The following is a 16597-nucleotide window of genomic DNA, read 5'->3' as shown; positions in this document are numbered from 1 at the left end:
GCTCAGGGACCGGAAGGAGTTGCTCAGGGACCGGAAGGAGTTGCTCAGGGACCGGGAGGGGGTTCCTCAGGGACCGGGAGGGGGTTCCTCAGGGACCGGGAGGGGTTGCTCAGGAACCGGGCGGGGTTGCTCGGAGTCGCTGAGGCGCTCAGGGTCGGAGGAGGCTACCGGAGGATCTCCACGAGCAGCACCCATGCACCGACCACGGAGCCGATGAACACAAGGATGAAGCCGGCAGCCAGCCAGCCGAGACCGACCGACGAACCGAGGAGGAGCAACACACCGCCGATCACGAACGGGATCATCTGCAACACCGGCACCGCAGCCTTGAGGGCGCGCGGTCCGTGCTCGGCATCCTGATGGCGGAGGATCCGGACCGCGGCGTCGATGGCGAACCACAGGGCGAGGGCGGTCAGGAGCAGGACCTCGACACCGTACAAGGCGTCGACCTGACCCGGGATGAGTCCTGCGGCAGCGACGACGACGATCAACACCAGGGAGCTGATCGTCGCCGCCGCCCGCGCCGGCATGGACGGGATCTCGATGATCTTGGCGATGTTCACGGACATCGCGACGATGATGAGTCCGGCGAGCGCCGCCGCAGCGCCCGCCGTCGCGACGAAGAAATCGTTCCACGCTTCAGTCATCGCTGCTCCTCGGGAAGCCGATGTCGTCCCACGACACCACTGCCGTCACGCTCACGTCACCCCTCTGCAGGGGCGGCGATGTTCACCAGCCAGGTGATCCCGAAGCGATCCTGCACCATGCCGAAGGAGTCGCCCCAGGGGGCCACGCTCAACGGCTGCTGGACGGTGCCGCCATCAGAGAGCCGTTCGAAGTACTCGCGCAGTTGGGCCTCGTCCGCATCCGACCCACTCAGCGACATCGAGAAGTTGCTGCCCTCGCGGTAGTCCATGTGCTTCGGCGTGTCCGACCCCATGAAGACGACCCCGGCGTCGCCGGTCAGCTGGGAGTGCATCACCAGATCGACCTCGTCCGGCTCGACCGCGGCACCGAAGTCGCCGAACGTCGACACCGTCAGTTCGCCGCCGAAGACCCCCTGGTAGAACTCCATCGCCTCACGGGCTGTCCCGCGGAAGCCGAGGTACGGGTTGAGCGTCGTCATGATCGTCCCTTTCGCCTGGACGGGCGCATCGTCGCGCTCGTCTCGCGATCATTCTCACGCTCCGGCGTCGGATGTGCGAGCACGTTCTGGTGTCTCCGTCACGAGGGGCTGGGACGCCCACGGCTACTAGGCTCGTCTGGTGCCCTCGCAACCCCAGCCCCTCCGCATCGCGATGATCTCGCTCCACACCAGTCCCGGTGACGAGCCGGGTTCCGGTGACGCCGGCGGGATGAACGTCGTGGTCCGTCATCAGGCCGTCGCGATGGGCGCAGCGGGCCATGAGGTCGACGTCATCACCCGGCGGTCATCTGCCGACCAGCCGTCCGCCGCATCCCTCGCCCCCGGCGTGACCCTGCGCTTCCTCGACGCCGGTCCCGCCGAACCGGTCGCGAAGGGTCGGCACGAAGAGTTCGTCGACGACTTCCGCTCGGAACTCGCCCGACTGCCGCGATACGACGTCCTGCACGCCCACCACTGGTTCTCCGGCATGGCCGCACTCCCCCTCGCGCGGGAACTGGGGATCCCGCATGTGCAGAGCTTCCACAGCATCGCCGCCGAGTCCACCACCCCGCTCTCGCACGGCGAGCGCGCCGAGTCCCCCGGGCGCCTGGCCGGCGAGGCACGGCTCGCCGCGGAGTCGGACGCGGTCGTCGCGATCAGCGCGGCCGAGGCCGACACCGCGATCACGCGGCTCGGAGCCCGCCCCGACCGGGTGTCGATCGTGCCGCCCGGTGTCGACGGGACGCTGTTTCACCCGCTGGACGGTCCTCGTTCCGGTCGCCCGACCGCGGTGGTCGCCGGTCGCCTCCACCCGCTGAAGGGTTTCGACCTCGCCATCGAGACCATCGCCGCGGTCGCGCCCGAGCTCCGCCCCGAACTCGTCATCGCCGGGGACGTCTCCGTCGACTACGACCGCTACGCCGAGGAACTCGCCGCCCTCGCCCGCGACCTCGGTGTCGCCGACGACGTCCGCTTCGTCGGGCCGCAGTCGCGCATCGGGCTCGCCACACTGTTCCGCGAGAGCACGCTCGTGCTCGTCCCCTCGCACTCGGAGACGTACGGTCTCGTCGCGCTGGAAGCCGCGGCGAGCGGCGTGCCGACCGTCGTGGCCGCCTCGGGCGGATTGCGGGAGGCCGTCGTCGACGGAGAGACGGGCATCGTCATCGACTCCCGCGACCCGCACATCTGGGGTGCTGCGGTCTCGTCCATCCTCGGCGACCCGAAGCGGCTCGCGCAGCTCGGTTCGGCAGCGCGACGTCGGGCGGAGCGGTTCGACTGGCAGCGCTCGGGAGACGCCCTCGTCGACGTCTACCGGACCCTGCTCGAGACCGCTCCCGCCGTCGCCACCGCCCCGGCGACCTCGACCTCGTGAACCACGGACTCCTCCCGCTCATCGACAGCGGGCGCACCGTCCTGTTCGCGCACGCGCATCCCGACGACGAGACCCTCGCTTCGGGCGCGCTCATCGCCGAACTGGTGGACCACGGTGCTCGCGTCGTCCTCGTGACGGCCACGCGAGGCGAGCGCGGCGAGGTCGTCGACGGCCCGCTCCGGTCCCTCGCCGGAACCGCTGCTCTCGCGTCCCACCGCGAATCGGAGCTCGCCGCCGCCTGCCGCACGCTCGGCGTGGCCGAGCAGTTCTGGCTGGGGACGGGTCCGGCGGCCCGGCCGGGGACGTCGACGCGGTACGTGGACTCGGGCATGCGGTGGGTGCGCGAGGGACTCGCCGGCCCCGCTGACGACGTCTCCCCCGGCGCGTTCTCGCTCGCTCCGCTCGACGACGTCGCCGACGACCTCGTCGCACTCATCGGACACGTCTCGCCGGACCTGGTCGTCAGCTACGACCACGGTGGCGGGTACGGGCACCCGGACCATCTCCGGATGCACGAGGCCGCGATCGTCGCCGCGCGGAGGAGCGGGGTGCCCTTCGCGGAACTCGTGCACCACCGCACCGACCTGGAACCGCTGGGCGACGACGCCGTGTGGTTCCCACTCGGGCACCGCCTCCCGATCGTCGCCGCGGCACTCGCGGAACACGCCAGCCAATTGACGGTCGACGGCGAGCAGCTCGTCCACTCCGGCGGTCAGCGTGAGGACATCACCACCTCGGTGGGCCTGCGACTCCGGTCCCGCTAGGCGGTCGTCGGCTGGTTCCGGTGCTCCCGCGGCATGCGGGACGCGAGCACGGGGACGAGCAGCATGAGCACGACCGCGGAGCCGAACGCCGCGGGGAACGAGAAGGCGTCGAGCAGTGCGCCGGCGACCAGCGGGCCGACGATGGCGCCGAGGTCGGACGTCGCCTGGAAGACCGCGACGGCCCGACCACCCCGACCACCCGCGGCGTCTCCGACGGCCGCCGCCGGAGCGGTCCCGAGGAAGGCCGCCGCGACACCGTAGACGCAGAGGGCGACGACCAGCAGCCAGAGCTCGCCGACGAACGGCATGGCGAGGAGCGCCGCCGCCGCGACCGGGAACGCGACGAGCATCGCGGGTCGTCGTCCGACGGTGTCGACGAAGCGGCCGGCGGGACCGAGCGCGAGCGTCTGCGCGACAGCGGCGATCGCGAAGGCGATGCCGGTCCAGGCTGCCTCCTCATGGAGCGCCTCCACGACGAGGACCGGAACGAGTGCGCCACGGACGCCCATCGACGCCCAGCCGTTCGCGAAGTTCGCGAGGAGCGCCGCCTGGTACCGGCGATCGGCGAGGACCGTGCGGAAGGGCTCGGCCTGCGTGGCGGTCTCGACCGGCGCGGCGATCCGACTGCCGCGCAGCATCACGAGTCCGAGGACGCCGGCGACCGCGAGGGTCCCGGCGTAGAAGAAGAACGGTGCCGTGAGCGAGATGGTCGCGAGCAGGCCACCGACGGCCGGTCCGGCCATGCCGCCGACGAGGAACCCGCCCTGGTAGAACCCGACCGCCCGCCCGCGACGGTGCGGTGGGGTGGTGCGCAGCAGCAGCGTCATCGCGGCGACGGAGAACATCGCCGACCCGATCCCTCCGACCCCGCGGAGCAGGAGCAGCTGCGGATAGTCCGCCGCGAGCCCGACGAGCGCGCTCGACACCGCGACGATCCCGATGCCGGACGCCAGCACCACCCGCTCGCCGATCCGATCGACGAGCGCACCCACGAACGGGTTCGCGATGAGCCGCATGAGCGCGAAGACGGAGACGACCGCGCCGACCTCGAGGTAGCCGACGCCGAAGCTGCGCACGTACACGGGCAGGACCGGGATCACGACACCGAACCCGAGCATCACGAAGAATGCGACACCGCCGAGGACGAGGACCTCGCGGCCGAGGGGTTCACGAGGAACGGCTCCCGTTCCGCCTGGACGACGGAACGGGAGCCGGATCATGCTCTCAGGGTATCGGTGCGATCAGCCGATCGTCGCCGTGTCGATGACGAAGCGGTAGCGGACGTCGCTGCGGACCACGCGGTCGTAGGCGCCCTCGACCTCGTCGGCACCGATGAGCTCGATCTGCGAACCGATGCCGTGCTCGGCGCAGAAGTCGAGCATCTCCTGCGTCTCGCGGATGCCGCCGATGTTCGAGCCGGCGAGCGAGCGACGGCCACCGACGAGCGAGAACACCCGGAACTGCTGCGTGTTCTCGGGCAGTCCGACGAAGACCATCGAGCCGTTGAGCTTGAGGGTCGACAGGTAGGCGTCGATGTCGAGGTCGGCGGAGACCGTGTTGATGATGAGGTCGAAGCGTCCGCGGAGCGACTTCAGGGTGCCCTCTTCGCCGGTCGCGTAGTAGTGGTCGGCCCCGAAGCGCTTGCCGTCCTCCTCCTTCGAGGTCGTCTGGCTGAGCACGGTCACCTCTGCGCCGAGGGCGTGGGCGATCTTGACGCCCATGTGCCCGAGGCCACCCATCCCGACGATGGCGACCTGCTTGCCGGGACCGGCGCCCCAGTGCTTCAGCGGCGAGTAGGTGGTGATGCCGGCGCACAGCAGGGGTGCCGCGACGTCGAGCTCGATGCCCTCGGGGATGCTCAGCACGTAGTTCTCGTCGGCGACGATCTGCTTGCTGTAGCCGCCGTAGGTGGGCTCGCCGTCGTACTCGCGGCCGTTGTAGGTGGCGACGTTGCCCTTCAGGCAGAACTGCTCCTCGCCGGCGAGGCAGTTCTCGCACTCGCGGCAGGAGTCGACGAAGCAGCCGATGCCGACGCGGTCGCCGACCTGGTGCTTGGTGACCGCGTCGCCGACCTCGGTGACGATGCCGGCGATCTCGTGGCCGGGGACCATTGGGAAGATGGCCTTGCCCCATTCCTCGCGGGCCTGGTGGATGTCGCTGTGGCAGATGCCGGCGTAGCGGACGTCGATGACGACGTCGTTGGCGCGCGGCGTACGGCGCTCGATGGTGCCGACCTCGAACGGCGCGTCGGCGGTGGGTTTGATGATGGCGGCGACGGTGGTCATAGGACTCCTCGGGCTGGGGTGTTGGGGGGGGTGCCGTGGGGCGGGATGCACGCGCCGGACAGCACGTTCGACGCTAGCAGCCCACTCCACCGGACGGACCCCCAAGGGACGATCACCCGAGCTGTGCTACGAGCGGCGTGGAGGTGTGAATCCCTGCAGAGTTGCTTGGCAGTTCCCGCAGAGGATCGGCCTCGGGGTGGCATCTCGCCGGGAACCCGAGCATGGTGGGGAACTCGTATTCGCGAACGGAACGGAGAACACACATGCTCACCCTGACCGAGAACGCCGGCCGAGTCGTCAAGACCCTCGCCGAGAACGCACCACTCACCCCGGGACTGGTCGTCCCGGACGACGCGTCGTCGCTCACGCACGGCGCCGGACTGCGCATTAGCAGCAGCTCCGACGACAACAACTTCGAAGTCACCATGACGGCGACGCCGCACGAGGCCGACCAGGTCATCGAGAGCGCAGGAGCGACCGTTTTCCTCGAGGAGTCCGCAGCCGTCGCCCTGAGCGACGCGGTCCTCGACGCGCAGATCGACGAGCAGGGCGGCGTCCGCTTCGCCCTCGGAAAGGCCGAATAGCGCACTCAGTCCAGAGAACGCCCGGTGATCCACGATCACCGGGCGTTCGTGTGTCCGGGTGGGCTCAGTCCTCGGAGCGTCTGGCGCGACTCGGCTGCACCCGCGGCGGCTCGCCCGGCATCTTCGGGAAGTCGGGAGGGAACGGAAGCTCGCCCAGCCCCTGCTCGAGGTCCCGCTCCCACCACTGCGGGAGGACGTCGATGCGCCCAGCGGTGTCGTGCATGCCGGCCCACGGGTCGCCGGTCGTCCGGAGTCGCTCCGGGACGGTCCGCACCGTGAAGGCACCCGGGTCGATCTCGGGGAGTTCGTCCCAGGTCACCGGACACGAGACGGTCGCCGAGGCCAGCGCACGCGGGCTGTAGGCACCGGCCATCGTCCGATCGCGGTTCGCCTGGTTGTAGTCGACGAAGATGCGCTCACCGCGCTCCTCCTTCCACCACGAGGTCGTGACCCGGTCGGGATCCCGTCGCTCCAGTTCCCGAGCCGCGGCGATCACGGCGTGCCGGACGTCGAGGAACTCGTGCTCCGGCTCGATGGGCGCGAACACGTGGACACCTCGGTTGCCGGAGGTCTTCACGAACCCCGTCAGACCGACCTCCGTCAACAGCTCCTGCAGCGAGCCCGCAACGCGCACGGCGTCGGCGAAGTCGGTTCCCGGCTGCGGGTCGAGGTCGATCCGCAGTTCGTCCGGATGGTCGGTGTCCGACGCCCGTGACGGCCACGGGTGGAACACGACCGTGTTCATCTGCGCAGCCCAGACGACCGCAGCCGCCTCGTCGAGGACGAGTTGCGGATGCCGCCGGCCACTCGGATACACGACGTCGACCGCCCGGACGTACTCCGGCGCCCCCTTCGGCGGGTTCTTCGAGAAGAACCACTCGCCGTCCACGCCGCCTGGGAACCGCTGCAGGGACACCGGACGGCCGCCGTTGGCGGCGAGGAAGGCCGGCGCGACCTCGATGAGGTATTCCGCGAGCTCCCGCTTCGTGACGCCGGACGCCTCCCAGAGCACGCGGTCGGGGCTGGAGAGCCGCACCTCGCGGTCGCCGTGCGGTCCGGGGACGGTGAGGACGATCGCGGTGCTGGCCATGTCGGACACCGTACGCCGACGGCACCCTGCTGTCAGGAGGCTTGCGCTGGACGAGGCAGGGCCGTCCCGCTCAGCCCAGGTGGACGGCCTGCTGGTCGCCCGAGGGCAGGAGGTCCTCCTTGCGACCGCGGATGCAGACGATGGCGATGACGCTCGCGATCACGAGGCCGACCGCAGCCGCGATGAACGCCGCCGAGTAGCCCTGGGTGAACGCCACGAGCTGCGAGGCCTGATCCGTGACCGTCGCCTGGTCGGTGACACTCGCGTAGACCGTGGTGAAGACCGACAGGCCGATCGACCCACCGATCTGCATGGAGGCGTTCGCCGTGGCGGAGGCCGCACCGGCGTCGTGCGGTGCGACGCCCGTCAGCGCGAGGTTCTGCATCGGGACGAAGATCATCGCCATGCCGATCCCGAGCACGAGCAGCGCCGGCAGCACCTGGACGAAGTAGTCGCCGTCGGCCGTGATGCGGCTGAGGTACACGAGGGCGGCGGCCGCGACGAGCGGACCGATGATGAGCAGCGGGCGCGGGCCGATGGCCGGCAGGAGCTTCGTGGCGATCGGGGCGACGATCATGATCGCGACGGTCATCGGGAGGGTCGCGATGCCCGCCTCGAGCGGCGGGAAGCCGAGCACGATCTGCAGGTGGAACGTCAGGTAGAGCAGGGCACCGATCATGACGCTGCCGACGATCATCTGCATGAGGAAGGCACCGCCGCGGACCCGGTCCGCCACGATGCGCAGCGGGAGCAGGGGCTGCGCGACACGCATCTCGATGAAGACGAAGAGGGAGAGGAGTCCCGCACCGAGCGCGAGGAAGCCGATGGTGTCGGCGCTCCCCCAGCCGCCCTCGGCCAGCGTGAAGCCGTAGACGAGGGAACCGAGGCCCAGGATGACCGTGATCGCACCGAGCCAGTCGTAGCGGTTGTCGCCCTCGGCCTTGCTTTCGGTCACGAGGATGAGGCCGGCGATGAGTCCGACGATCACGAAGGGCACGTTGACGAGCAGGCACCAGCGCCAGTCGACGAACTCGGTGAGCACGCCGCCGAGGATCAGGCCAACGGCCGCCCCGGCACCGGCGACGGTACCGAAGACGGCGAAGGCCGTGTTGCGGTCGCGGCCGTGGGCGAAGGTGACGGTGAGGAGCGCGAGTGCGGCAGGTGCCATGAGCGCGGCGAACACGCCCTGCAGGCCGCGGGCGATGATGAGTTCGGTCCCGCTCTGGGCGAACCCGCCGAAGGCCGATGCGGCGCCGAAGCCGACCATGCCGACCAGGTAGGTGCGCTTCCGGCCCCAGTAGTCGGCGATGCGGCCACCGAGCAGCAACAGCGCGCCGAACGCGAGGGCGTAGGCCGTGACGACCCACTGACGCTGCGTGTCGGACAGCTCGAGCTCCTGCTGGGCTGCCGGAAGGGCGATGTTCACGATCGTGCCGTCGAGGACGACGATGAGCTGCGTCATCGCGAGGACGACGAGGACCCACCAGCGGCGGGCCGGGGAACCGGACGGTGCTGTGATGGGATGCGATGCGGTGGCTGCGGATGCAGACAAGGAGGACCTCCGTGCGAGGGGTGTGGGTGCTGGGGGTTTCCAGCCCCAGATCGATGCTCGACACACGGCGCGGGTGCAGCACGGTGCGGACGATCAACCACCCCAACCACGAAGTCGGGCAGAGGACCAGGATAGCGGATGCCGACGTCGCTGCACCCGTGAGGCCACGCGGATCAGTCCGAGGTGAAGAGATCGAGCACGGCCTCCGGGTGTTCCACCGCCGCGAAGTGCCCGGTCGCCGGCAGGGTGCGCAGTCGCAGGTCCGGGACGAGGGCGGTGAGGACAGCTGCATCGTCGGGCCCGATGAAGACGTCGCGGTCGCCCGTCATGCAGCGGACGGGACACCGCACGCCGCGCCAGACGTGCAGGTCGTAGGCGGCGGCCGCTCGGGCCGCCAGGAGGAACGACGCCGGCCGGACGTCGGCTGCGAGCGCGTCGACGACCGAGCGGTCGAGGTCCCGACGTCGTCCGAACAGGGGCGACATGAGCGGTGCGAGCAGACCGATCCGGTTCAGCGCGCGGACGAGCCCTGGCCCGCGTCCGCCGAGCGCCCGCAGCACGCGCATCGCGAGGAGCATGCCCGCGAACCACGGGAGCCGGGCGCCGCCACCGAGCGGCTGGCGGATCGCCTCGACGACCCCGATCCCCGTCGGTGAGACGAGGTCGACCCGGATCGTCGCCTCGGGTTCACGCACGGCGAGGTCGAGCGCGACGAACCCGCCGAGCGAATGCCCGACGAGACGCCAGGACCGGTAGCCGAGCGACCGGGCGACGGTCGCGACGGCGGTGGAGAGGTCTCCGACCGTCACCGGATCGGCGGCGGGAAGTGCCGATGCACCCCACCCCGGGAGATCCACGGCGATGACGTCGTCGACGACCGCACCCCGCTCGTCGTCGGCACGCAGGAGCGGTGACCACGTCGTCCACGAACCGGCGGCACCGTGGAGGAGGATCGTGGCCGGCCCGCCCGCCTCACGACCCGCGTGGACGGTGACCGGTCCGAGGCCCGTGTCGACCGTGACGCGTCCCAGTCCGAGCGCGGTCGCGTCGGCGGAGATGGCGGAAGGGAACTCCTGCGGGGCAGGACGAGCGGAATCGACGGACATGCGCATCATTCGGAATCGAGGGACCACTCGGATCGGTGTCCGACCGGCGGCCCCGAACCGCGGCGACGCCGCGCAACCCCCCTGTGGTCCTGATACCCGGCCGCTACCGTGGTCTGATGCCTGAGAACGCGCGCGCCGCCGCAGACCAAGCCGCTGGGACCGCCCAGAACAGCACAGCCCTCCGTAGCCTCGCCCGCACCGGCCACGCCGTCAACGGCCTGCTCCACGTCCTCATCGGCGGGATCGCGATCTCCATCGCCCTGTCCGGCGCGAGCGGTGGATCCGGCGGCGGTGGTGACGCGGACCAGTCGGGTGCGCTCAAGACGCTTGCAGGCACGCCCGGCGGGATCGTCATCATCTGGGTCGTCGCCGTCGGCCTGTTCGCCCTCGGTCTCTGGACGGCGATCTCCGCCTTCCTCGTGCGCGAATCCGACACCCGCAAGCGGTGGAGCAAGCGGATCTCGACCGCCGGACGCGCGATCGCCTACCTCGCCGTCGGATCGACCGCGCTGACCTTCGCCCTCGGCGGCAGCCAGGACTCCTCGCAGTCCAGCCAGGGCCTCACGGCGACACTCCTGTCCTCCCCCGGCGGGGTGTTCGTCGTCGTCGTCGTCGGCCTCGTGGTCATCGGCATCGGCGGCTTCTTCGTCTTCAAGGGCGTCACGCGGAAGTTCCTCGAGGACGTGCACCCGCCCACCGGCACGACGAAGCGCGCCGTCGTCGTCCTCGGCGTCATCGGATGGGTCGCCAAGGGGATCGCACTGGTCACCGTCGGCATCCTGTTCCTCGTCGCGGCCGCCACCCAGGACCCCGAGAAGGCCTCCGGCATGGACGGTGCCATCTCGGCATTGGCCGCGCTCCCGTTCGGCGTCGTCATCCTGCTCGTGGTCGGCGTCGGGCTCATCGCCTACGGACTCTACTGCGGTGCCCGGGCGCGCTGGGGCAGCCTGTAGGACGGTGAGGCCGGCGCCCCGGGCGACGGCGCGGACCGGTCGGCTCCAGACCATGTCCTGCAAACGCTTGCGGTGCGACTACCGTTAGGAGTATGACGTCTTCTGATTCCACGACGCAGCCCGAGGCGGAACCCGCCGGCGCTACGCAGACCTTCTCCGACCTCGGCCTCGACGACGCGGTGCTCAAGGTACTCAAGGACGTCGGCTACGAGACCCCGTCCGCCATCCAGGCGGCCACCATTCCGCTGCTGCTCGAGGGACGCGACGTCGTCGGCCTCGCACAGACGGGCACCGGCAAGACCGCGGCGTTCGCCCTGCCGATCCTGTCCCGCCTCGACATCACGCAGAAGACGCCGCAGGCGCTCGTCCTCGCACCGACCCGTGAACTCGCCCTCCAGGTCTGCGAGGCGTTCGAGAAGTACGCCACCCACCTGCGCGGCGTCCATGTCCTGCCCGTCTACGGCGGCCAGGGCTACGGCGTCCAGCTGTCGGCCCTCCGTCGCGGCGTCCACATCGTCGTCGGCACGCCCGGTCGCATCATGGACCACCTGGAGAAGGGCACCCTCGACCTCACTGAGCTCAAGTACCTCGTGCTCGACGAGGCCGACGAGATGCTGAAGATGGGCTTCGCCGAGGATGTCGAGACGATCCTGGCCGACACCCCGAAGGACAAGCAGGTCGCGCTGTTCTCCGCGACGATGCCGTCGTCCATCCGTCGCATCTCCGCGAAGTACCTGAACAACCCGGAAGAGATCACGGTCAAGACGAAGACCACGACCTCGGCCAGCATCACGCAGCGCTACCTGACCGTCTCGTACCCGCAGAAGGTGGACGCGCTGACCCGCATCCTCGAGACCGAGAACTTCAGCGCGATGATCATCTTCACGCGCACGAAGAACGAGACCGAGACGCTCGCCGAGAAGCTCCGCGCACGCGGTTACTCGGCTGCCGCCATCAACGGCGACGTCGCCCAGGTGCAGCGCGAGCGGACCGTCAACCAGCTGAAGGCAGGCAAGCTCGACATCCTCGTCGCGACCGACGTCGCCGCGCGCGGTCTCGACGTCGAGCGCATCAGCCACGTCGTCAACTACGACATCCCCGTCGACACCGAGTCCTACGTGCACCGCATCGGTCGCACCGGCCGCGCCGGACGCACGGGCGACGCGATCAGCTTCGTCACACCGCGCGAGCGCCACCTACTGAAGGCCATCGAGCGGGCAACCCGTCAGCCGCTCACGCAGATGCAGCTGCCGAGCGTCGACGACGTCAACGCGACCCGCCTCACCCGCTTCGACGACGCGATCACCGAAGCGCTCGGCCAGACCGAGCGCATCGAGCGTTTCCGCGAGATCATCGGCCACTACGTCTCCCACCACGACGTCCCCGAGGCCGATGTCGCGGCGGCGCTGGCCGTCGTCTCCCAGGGCGAGACGCCGCTGCTCCTGTCCGCGGAGGACGAGCGTCGCCGTCGTGAGGAGTTCGACAACTCCAACCGTGGCAACGACCGCGCCGGTCGCGACCGTCGCGACTCCGGTGACCGCGGCTCGCGATTCGACCGCGGTGACCGTGGCGACCGCGGCGATCAGGGCGACCGCCCCGAGCGTCGCAGCCGCCCGTCCAGCGGACCGATGGCCCCGTACCGCATCGCCGTGGGTCGTCGCCAGAAGGTCGACCCGCGTCAGATCGTGGGCGCGCTCGCGAACGAGGGTGGCCTGAAGCGCGAGGACTTCGGCGCGATCCAGATCAAGCCGGACTTCTCGATCGTCGAACTGCCGGCGAGCCTCGGCAACGACGTGTTCGACCGTCTCGAGAACACCCGCATCAGCGGCAAGCTCATCGAGCTCCGTCCCGACCGCGGCGGCCCGGCCCGCCGACGCGACGACGAGGGCGGCACGGGCGGCGGCTCGTACGACCGCAAGCCGCGTTCCTAGCACGCCACACATGCGACGAGAGCCGGACGGAATCCTAAGATTCCGTCCGGCTCTCGTCGTTCCGCACCCGGCGGGGTGCGTCCGTCAGTCGCGCGGGTCGAGCACGCTCGTGACCACGGCGTAGTCCGCGTCGAGCGTGATCTCGAGCTCGTCGCCGTTCTCGAGGAGGACGTCGACCTCGAACGCCTCGCCGGGGTCGTCACTGCGGTCGACGTCGGTCACGGTACCGCCCTTGGCCTCGGCGAGCGCTGCCTTCGAGGCCGCGTCGAACTCGGTGTCGGTCAGCGGCACGTCGTCGGCGTCACGGGCGTCACGGTCGTCGGTCGCCGCCGTGGTGTCACCGTCGTCGACGGCGGTGCCACCGTCGCGGTCGGTGTTCGACGCCGCCGTGACGCGGTCGTCGTCGGCGTCGCCGAACTCGTCCACGGCGTAGGCGGCACCGGCTCCACCGAGGGCGAGGGCCCCGACGACGATCGCGGTGATCCACACGGGCTTCCGGCGCCAGAAGGCCGGCTTCCCGGAGGTCGCCGGGGTCGCGGGGATGGCGGTGTGATCGGTCGTCTCGACACGGTCGATGGGCTCGATGCGCTCGGTGGCTGCGGTGTCCTGCGTGCGATCGGTGGGCTGGGAGGCGGTGTTCTCGTTCATGTGCCCCAGACTGTCCGAGGAGCGCTGAAGCGGACCTGAAGCGAGCTGAAGCCGCGTTCAGGAAGCGGAAGACGCCGGGAGCGTGACGATGAACGCCGCACCGCCGAGCGCGCTGTCGACCAGTTCGATCGACCCACCGTGCAGCCGCACGACGTCGGCCACGATCGCCAGGCCCAGGCCAGAACCGCCGGCGTCACGCGAACGGCTCTCGTCGAGGCGGACGAACCGTTCGAACACGTGTGCGCGGGACTCGACCGGCACGCCGGGGCCGTCGTCCTCCACGGAGATCCTGACGAACCGACCATCGGTGGCGGATCCCAGTCGGACCACGGAGCGCGCGTGCCGGACAGCGTTGTCGACGAGGTTCCGCACCACCCGGGCGAGCAGGACGTCGTCGCCGTCGACCCTCGCCGCCGCGACGGCCGCGGACTCGACACGCAGTCCGCCTCCAGACCGAGGGCGAGCGGCCTCCGCCAACAGGAGGTCGTCAACGTCGACCGTGCGCCGCCCGGTGCCCGCCGCCCCTTCGTCGAGCTTCGCGAGCAGCAGGAGCGACTCGACGAGCCCCTGCATCCTGGCACCCTCCTCGAGGACCGTCGAGGACAGCTCGGCCGGATCGACCCGGTCCGGGTGGAGCGCCGCAACCTCGGCGTACTGCCTGATCACCGCGAGCGGTGAGCGGAGCTCGTGGGAGGCGTCCGACACGAACCGCCGCTGCGCCGTCTGGGCGTCCTCGAGCCGCTCGAGCATGCCGTTCATCGTCCCGGCCAGGCGACCGATCTCGTCGCCCGTGGCCGGGACCTCGATCCGTCGATGCAGTTCGCCGGCCCCCAGTTCCGAGACCTCGCGGCGGATCCGCTCCACCGGCGCCAGCGCACGCCCGACGAGCAGCCAGGTCAGGCCGCCGACGAGGGCGACGAGCACGGGCACCGCGATGAAGAGGAGCATCGACACGAGTCCGACGGCGTCGTCGGTCTCCTCGAGGGAACGGCCCGCGAGGACGACGAGGTCACGGCCGTCGACGTCGACGTCCTCACTGGCGAACACCACCGGCTCGTCGTCGACGACCGAGACGAACACGTCACCGTCCGGGATCGGCGTCGGGAGCTCGATCTCGTCGTCCGTCCGGTCCACGACACGTCCGTCCTCGACGAGGACCAGGAGTCGACCGTCGTCCTCGGGCAGCGTCGTCGCGTCGGCCGCGACGAGCTGTGCCGAGACGCTCTCCGCCTCGGCCGAGGCGCTCTGTTCGACGCCGGAACGCAGCGCCGCGGAGAACAGGCCGACGAACGCCACGGAGCCGACCCCGAGGAAGACTCCGACCGCGAGCACCGATCCGAGTGCCGCGCGGGCTCGGACGGAGTGCCACGGCCGGCGCCGGAGCACGACCGTTCCGTGCTGCCCGCCGTCAGCCACGCCCGCCCGCCAACCGGTATCCGAACCCGCGCACGGTCTCGATCGAGGCACGCTCGAAGGGGCGGTCCACCTTGTTCCGGAGATGTCCGACGTAGACCTCGACGATGTTGGGGTCGCCTTCGAAGTCGTCGTCCCAGACGTTCTGCAGGACCTCGCGCTTCGACACCACCTCCCCCCCGCGTCGCATGAGGAACTCGAGGACCGCGAACTCGCGCGAGGTCAGGTCGATCGGGACGTCGCCCCGGTGGACCTGCTTCGACGCCGGGTCGAGCCGCAGTTCGCCGATCTCGAGCACCGTCGGCCGCTCCCGCGATCCACGCCGGACGAGTGAGCGGATCCGTGCGACGAGCACCGCGAAGGAGAACGGTTTGCTCAGGAAGTCGTCGGCACCGGTGTCGAGGGCCTCGACCTGGTCCCAGTCGCCGTCCTTCGCCGTGAGCATGAGGATCGGGGTCCAGTCGCCCGCGTCGCGGAGCTGCTGACAGACGCGGTAGCCGCTGAGGCCCGGCATCATGATGTCGAGGACGATGGCGTCGTAGCGATGCTCGCCGGCCATCCACAAGCCGTCGACACCGTTCGCAGCGACGTCGACCGCGAAGCCCTCCGCCTCGAGCCCTCTCCGAACACCGTCGGCGAGTCGCACCTCATCGTCCACGACGAGTATCCGCATCCGGTGCAACCTCCAGGCTCCGTGCCGGTCGACGGTCGAGCGGCGCGTCCCAGTCTGGCGCGGACGAGCTGAAGCAGTGCTGAAGCGGGACGGTCCGGCGCGGACCCCCGTACGCTGGAGCGGTGCCAGTCCCCGCCGCCGCCGACCCGTGGGACCAGTCCCTCGACGCGACGGACACGGCTCCGGCGCGCCGCCGACTCCCCCTCTACGAGGCCGGCGCGATCCCCGTGCCCTTCGTCATCCGCGGCAACACCGAGCGGATCGCGCGGGACACGCACTGGGACGAACACTCCCACCCCACGCACGAGCTCCTGTGGAACGATCGCGGCGCATCCACCGCGACCGTCGACGAGCGTGTCTGGACCGTCACCCCGCACCACGGTCTCTGGATCCCGGCCGGTGTCCGCCACACCGGATGGACCCCGGCGGGCACCTGGCAGCGGGCCGCGATGTTCAGCGTCGATCGGGTCCCGACGATCTCTGAGCAGCCGACCGCGGTGGAGGTGACGCCTCTGCTGCGTCTCCTGCTCGATCGGCTCAGCGACGCCGAGCTCGAGGACCGCGCGCGTGCCACCACCGAGGCCGCCATCGTCGACGTGCTGGAGCCGGCTGAGCACGAGCTGCTCCTCCGAGTCCCCCGGTCGGCACTCCTGGCACCCATCGCCGAGCGCATACGCATCGACCCGTCCGACACGACCTCGCTCGTCGACTGGGCCGCCCGATTGGGCGTGAGCACCCGGACGGTGACGCGCGCCTTCGAATCAGAGACCGGGTTGGGGTTCACCCGCTGGGTCGCCGCCGCCCGTGCCCAGCACGCGATCACCCGGCTCACGGCGGGTGACAGCATCGACGAGGTCTCGACCGCCGTCGGGTACCGCTCGTCGACGGCGTTCGGGACCGCGTTCCGCCGCGTCACCGGCATGAGCCCCGGGCGATTCCGGAACCGCTAGGACGGATCGGTGGATCCGCGATCGGTTGTCCGATTCGCGAAGGAACACGTCGGATCCGCTCGATTGCGCCAGGATCGGCTGCCAGCTAACTTTGGTTAGGCAAGCCTTCATCTCCTTCTCCTCGTGCATGATGCCGACCGCTCGCGGTCG

16 protein-coding genes are annotated in these 16597 nt (G+C 70.3%); 6 read left to right on the top strand and 10 right to left on the bottom strand.

The window, feature by feature from the left end:
* Positions 1–164: 164 nt before the first annotated feature.
* The gene (locus QRN44_RS14845; protein ID WP_285039521.1) at positions 165–647 is read right to left on the bottom strand and encodes a hypothetical protein; all 483 of its coding nucleotides are present in this window, start codon (positions 645–647) and stop codon (positions 165–167) included.
* A 56-nt stretch (positions 648–703) separates the two neighbouring features.
* Positions 704–1129 carry a VOC family protein gene (locus QRN44_RS14840; protein ID WP_121290527.1) on the bottom strand — a complete coding sequence of 142 codons (426 nt, stop codon included), beginning with the start codon at positions 1127–1129 and terminating at the stop codon, positions 704–706.
* A 136-nt stretch (positions 1130–1265) separates the two neighbouring features.
* Between QRN44_RS14840 and QRN44_RS14835 the strand changes: the two genes are divergently transcribed.
* Both QRN44_RS14835 and QRN44_RS14830 read left to right on the top strand, forming a co-directional pair.
* Positions 1266–2498, top strand: a complete 1233-nt coding sequence (locus QRN44_RS14835; RefSeq protein ID WP_285039520.1) for a glycosyltransferase — start codon at positions 1266–1268, stop codon at positions 2496–2498.
* A complete protein-coding gene (locus QRN44_RS14830) occupies positions 2495–3262 on the top strand; it encodes a PIG-L deacetylase family protein (RefSeq protein ID WP_285039519.1) in 768 nt (255 codons plus the stop codon). The genes QRN44_RS14835 and QRN44_RS14830 overlap by 4 nt, the downstream gene beginning before the upstream one ends.
* On the opposite strand, the gene QRN44_RS14825 is transcribed toward QRN44_RS14830, so the two are convergent.
* Both QRN44_RS14825 and QRN44_RS14820 read right to left on the bottom strand, forming a co-directional pair.
* Positions 3259–4482 (bottom strand): MFS transporter, encoded by a 1224-nt coding sequence (locus tag QRN44_RS14825; protein ID WP_285039518.1) that lies wholly within the window; start codon positions 4480–4482, stop codon positions 3259–3261. The genes QRN44_RS14830 and QRN44_RS14825 overlap by 4 nt on opposite strands.
* Positions 4483–4503: 21 nt before the next feature.
* Positions 4504–5547, bottom strand: coding sequence for an NAD(P)-dependent alcohol dehydrogenase (locus QRN44_RS14820; RefSeq protein WP_121290521.1), 1044 nt, complete (start codon positions 5545–5547; stop codon positions 4504–4506).
* 263 nt (positions 5548–5810) lie between these two features.
* Here QRN44_RS14820 and QRN44_RS14815 point away from each other — a divergent pair, with 263 nt between their 5' ends.
* Entirely contained in the window at positions 5811–6131 is a 321-nt protein-coding gene (locus QRN44_RS14815; RefSeq protein ID WP_064295440.1) for a hypothetical protein, read from the top strand.
* A gap of 64 nt (positions 6132–6195) precedes the next feature.
* Here QRN44_RS14815 and ligD read toward each other — a convergent pair whose 3' ends face one another.
* The 3 genes from ligD to QRN44_RS14800 all read right to left on the bottom strand — a co-directional run bounded on the left by ligD (position 6196) and on the right by QRN44_RS14800 (position 9879).
* The gene (gene ligD / locus QRN44_RS14810) at positions 6196–7221 is read right to left on the bottom strand and encodes a non-homologous end-joining DNA ligase (protein ID WP_285039517.1); all 1026 of its coding nucleotides are present in this window, start codon (positions 7219–7221) and stop codon (positions 6196–6198) included.
* Between the two features lie 70 nt (positions 7222–7291).
* Positions 7292–8773 carry an MFS transporter gene (locus tag QRN44_RS14805; protein WP_285039516.1) on the bottom strand — a complete coding sequence of 494 codons (1482 nt, stop codon included), beginning with the start codon at positions 8771–8773 and terminating at the stop codon, positions 7292–7294.
* Positions 8774–8946: 173 nt separating this feature from the next.
* Positions 8947–9879 (bottom strand): alpha/beta fold hydrolase, encoded by a 933-nt coding sequence (locus tag QRN44_RS14800; protein ID WP_285039515.1) that lies wholly within the window; start codon positions 9877–9879, stop codon positions 8947–8949.
* Positions 9880–9995: 116 nt separating this feature from the next.
* Between QRN44_RS14800 and QRN44_RS14795 the strand changes: the two genes are divergently transcribed.
* On the top strand, positions 9996–10832 hold the full coding sequence (locus QRN44_RS14795; RefSeq protein ID WP_121290517.1) for a DUF1206 domain-containing protein: 837 nt from the start codon (positions 9996–9998) through the stop codon (positions 10830–10832).
* A 92-nt stretch (positions 10833–10924) separates the two neighbouring features.
* Positions 10925–12763, top strand: a complete 1839-nt coding sequence (locus QRN44_RS14790) for a DEAD/DEAH box helicase (protein ID WP_121290515.1) — start codon at positions 10925–10927, stop codon at positions 12761–12763.
* A gap of 84 nt (positions 12764–12847) precedes the next feature.
* On the opposite strand, the gene QRN44_RS14785 is transcribed toward QRN44_RS14790, so the two are convergent.
* Genes QRN44_RS14785 through QRN44_RS14775 form a run of 3 tightly spaced genes read right to left on the bottom strand, consistent with a single transcriptional unit; the run spans position 12848 to position 15497 of the window.
* On the bottom strand, positions 12848–13411 hold the full coding sequence (locus QRN44_RS14785; protein WP_071260668.1) for a hypothetical protein: 564 nt from the start codon (positions 13409–13411) through the stop codon (positions 12848–12850).
* A 57-nt stretch (positions 13412–13468) separates the two neighbouring features.
* On the bottom strand, positions 13469–14827 hold the full coding sequence (locus tag QRN44_RS14780) for a sensor histidine kinase (protein WP_285039514.1): 1359 nt from the start codon (positions 14825–14827) through the stop codon (positions 13469–13471).
* Positions 14820–15497, bottom strand: a complete 678-nt coding sequence (locus QRN44_RS14775) for a response regulator transcription factor (RefSeq protein ID WP_285039512.1) — start codon at positions 15495–15497, stop codon at positions 14820–14822. Before QRN44_RS14775 ends, QRN44_RS14780 begins: the two co-directional genes overlap by 8 nt.
* Before the next feature lie 122 nt (positions 15498–15619).
* Here QRN44_RS14775 and QRN44_RS14770 point away from each other — a divergent pair, with 122 nt between their 5' ends.
* A complete protein-coding gene (locus tag QRN44_RS14770) occupies positions 15620–16447 on the top strand; it encodes a helix-turn-helix domain-containing protein (protein ID WP_175118294.1) in 828 nt (275 codons plus the stop codon).
* Positions 16448–16597 lie beyond the last annotated feature (150 nt).

Origin of the sequence: Plantibacter sp. lyk4-40-MEA-4 (assembly GCF_030209415.1) — a bacterium.
Taxonomy (GTDB): Bacteria; Actinomycetota; Actinomycetes; order Actinomycetales; family Microbacteriaceae; genus Plantibacter; species Plantibacter flavus_A.
Note: the sequence above shows the minus strand (reverse complement) of the source record. Positions and strands in the feature narration are given on the sequence as shown.

Excerpts from the sequence above, each read along its gene's own strand:
- QRN44_RS14795 (WP_121290517.1), top strand. The coding sequence starts at position 9,996 with ATGCCTGAGAACGCGCGCGCCGCCGCAGACCAAGCCGCTGGGACCGCC.
- QRN44_RS14790 (WP_121290515.1), top strand. The coding sequence starts at position 10,925 with ATGACGTCTTCTGATTCCACGACGCAGCCCGAGGCGGAACCCGCCGGC.
- ligD (WP_285039517.1), bottom strand. The coding sequence starts at position 7,221 with ATGGCCAGCACCGCGATCGTCCTCACCGTCCCCGGACCGCACGGCGAC.
- QRN44_RS14845 (WP_285039521.1), bottom strand. The coding sequence starts at position 647 with ATGACTGAAGCGTGGAACGATTTCTTCGTCGCGACGGCGGGCGCTGCG.
- QRN44_RS14815 (WP_064295440.1), top strand. The coding sequence starts at position 5,811 with ATGCTCACCCTGACCGAGAACGCCGGCCGAGTCGTCAAGACCCTCGCC.
- QRN44_RS14775 (WP_285039512.1), bottom strand. The coding sequence starts at position 15,497 with ATGCGGATACTCGTCGTGGACGATGAGGTGCGACTCGCCGACGGTGTT.
- QRN44_RS14825 (WP_285039518.1), bottom strand. The coding sequence starts at position 4,482 with ATGATCCGGCTCCCGTTCCGTCGTCCAGGCGGAACGGGAGCCGTTCCT.
- QRN44_RS14785 (WP_071260668.1), bottom strand. The coding sequence starts at position 13,411 with ATGAACGAGAACACCGCCTCCCAGCCCACCGATCGCACGCAGGACACC.
- QRN44_RS14800 (WP_285039515.1), bottom strand. The coding sequence starts at position 9,879 with ATGTCCGTCGATTCCGCTCGTCCTGCCCCGCAGGAGTTCCCTTCCGCC.
- QRN44_RS14820 (WP_121290521.1), bottom strand. The coding sequence starts at position 5,547 with ATGACCACCGTCGCCGCCATCATCAAACCCACCGCCGACGCGCCGTTC.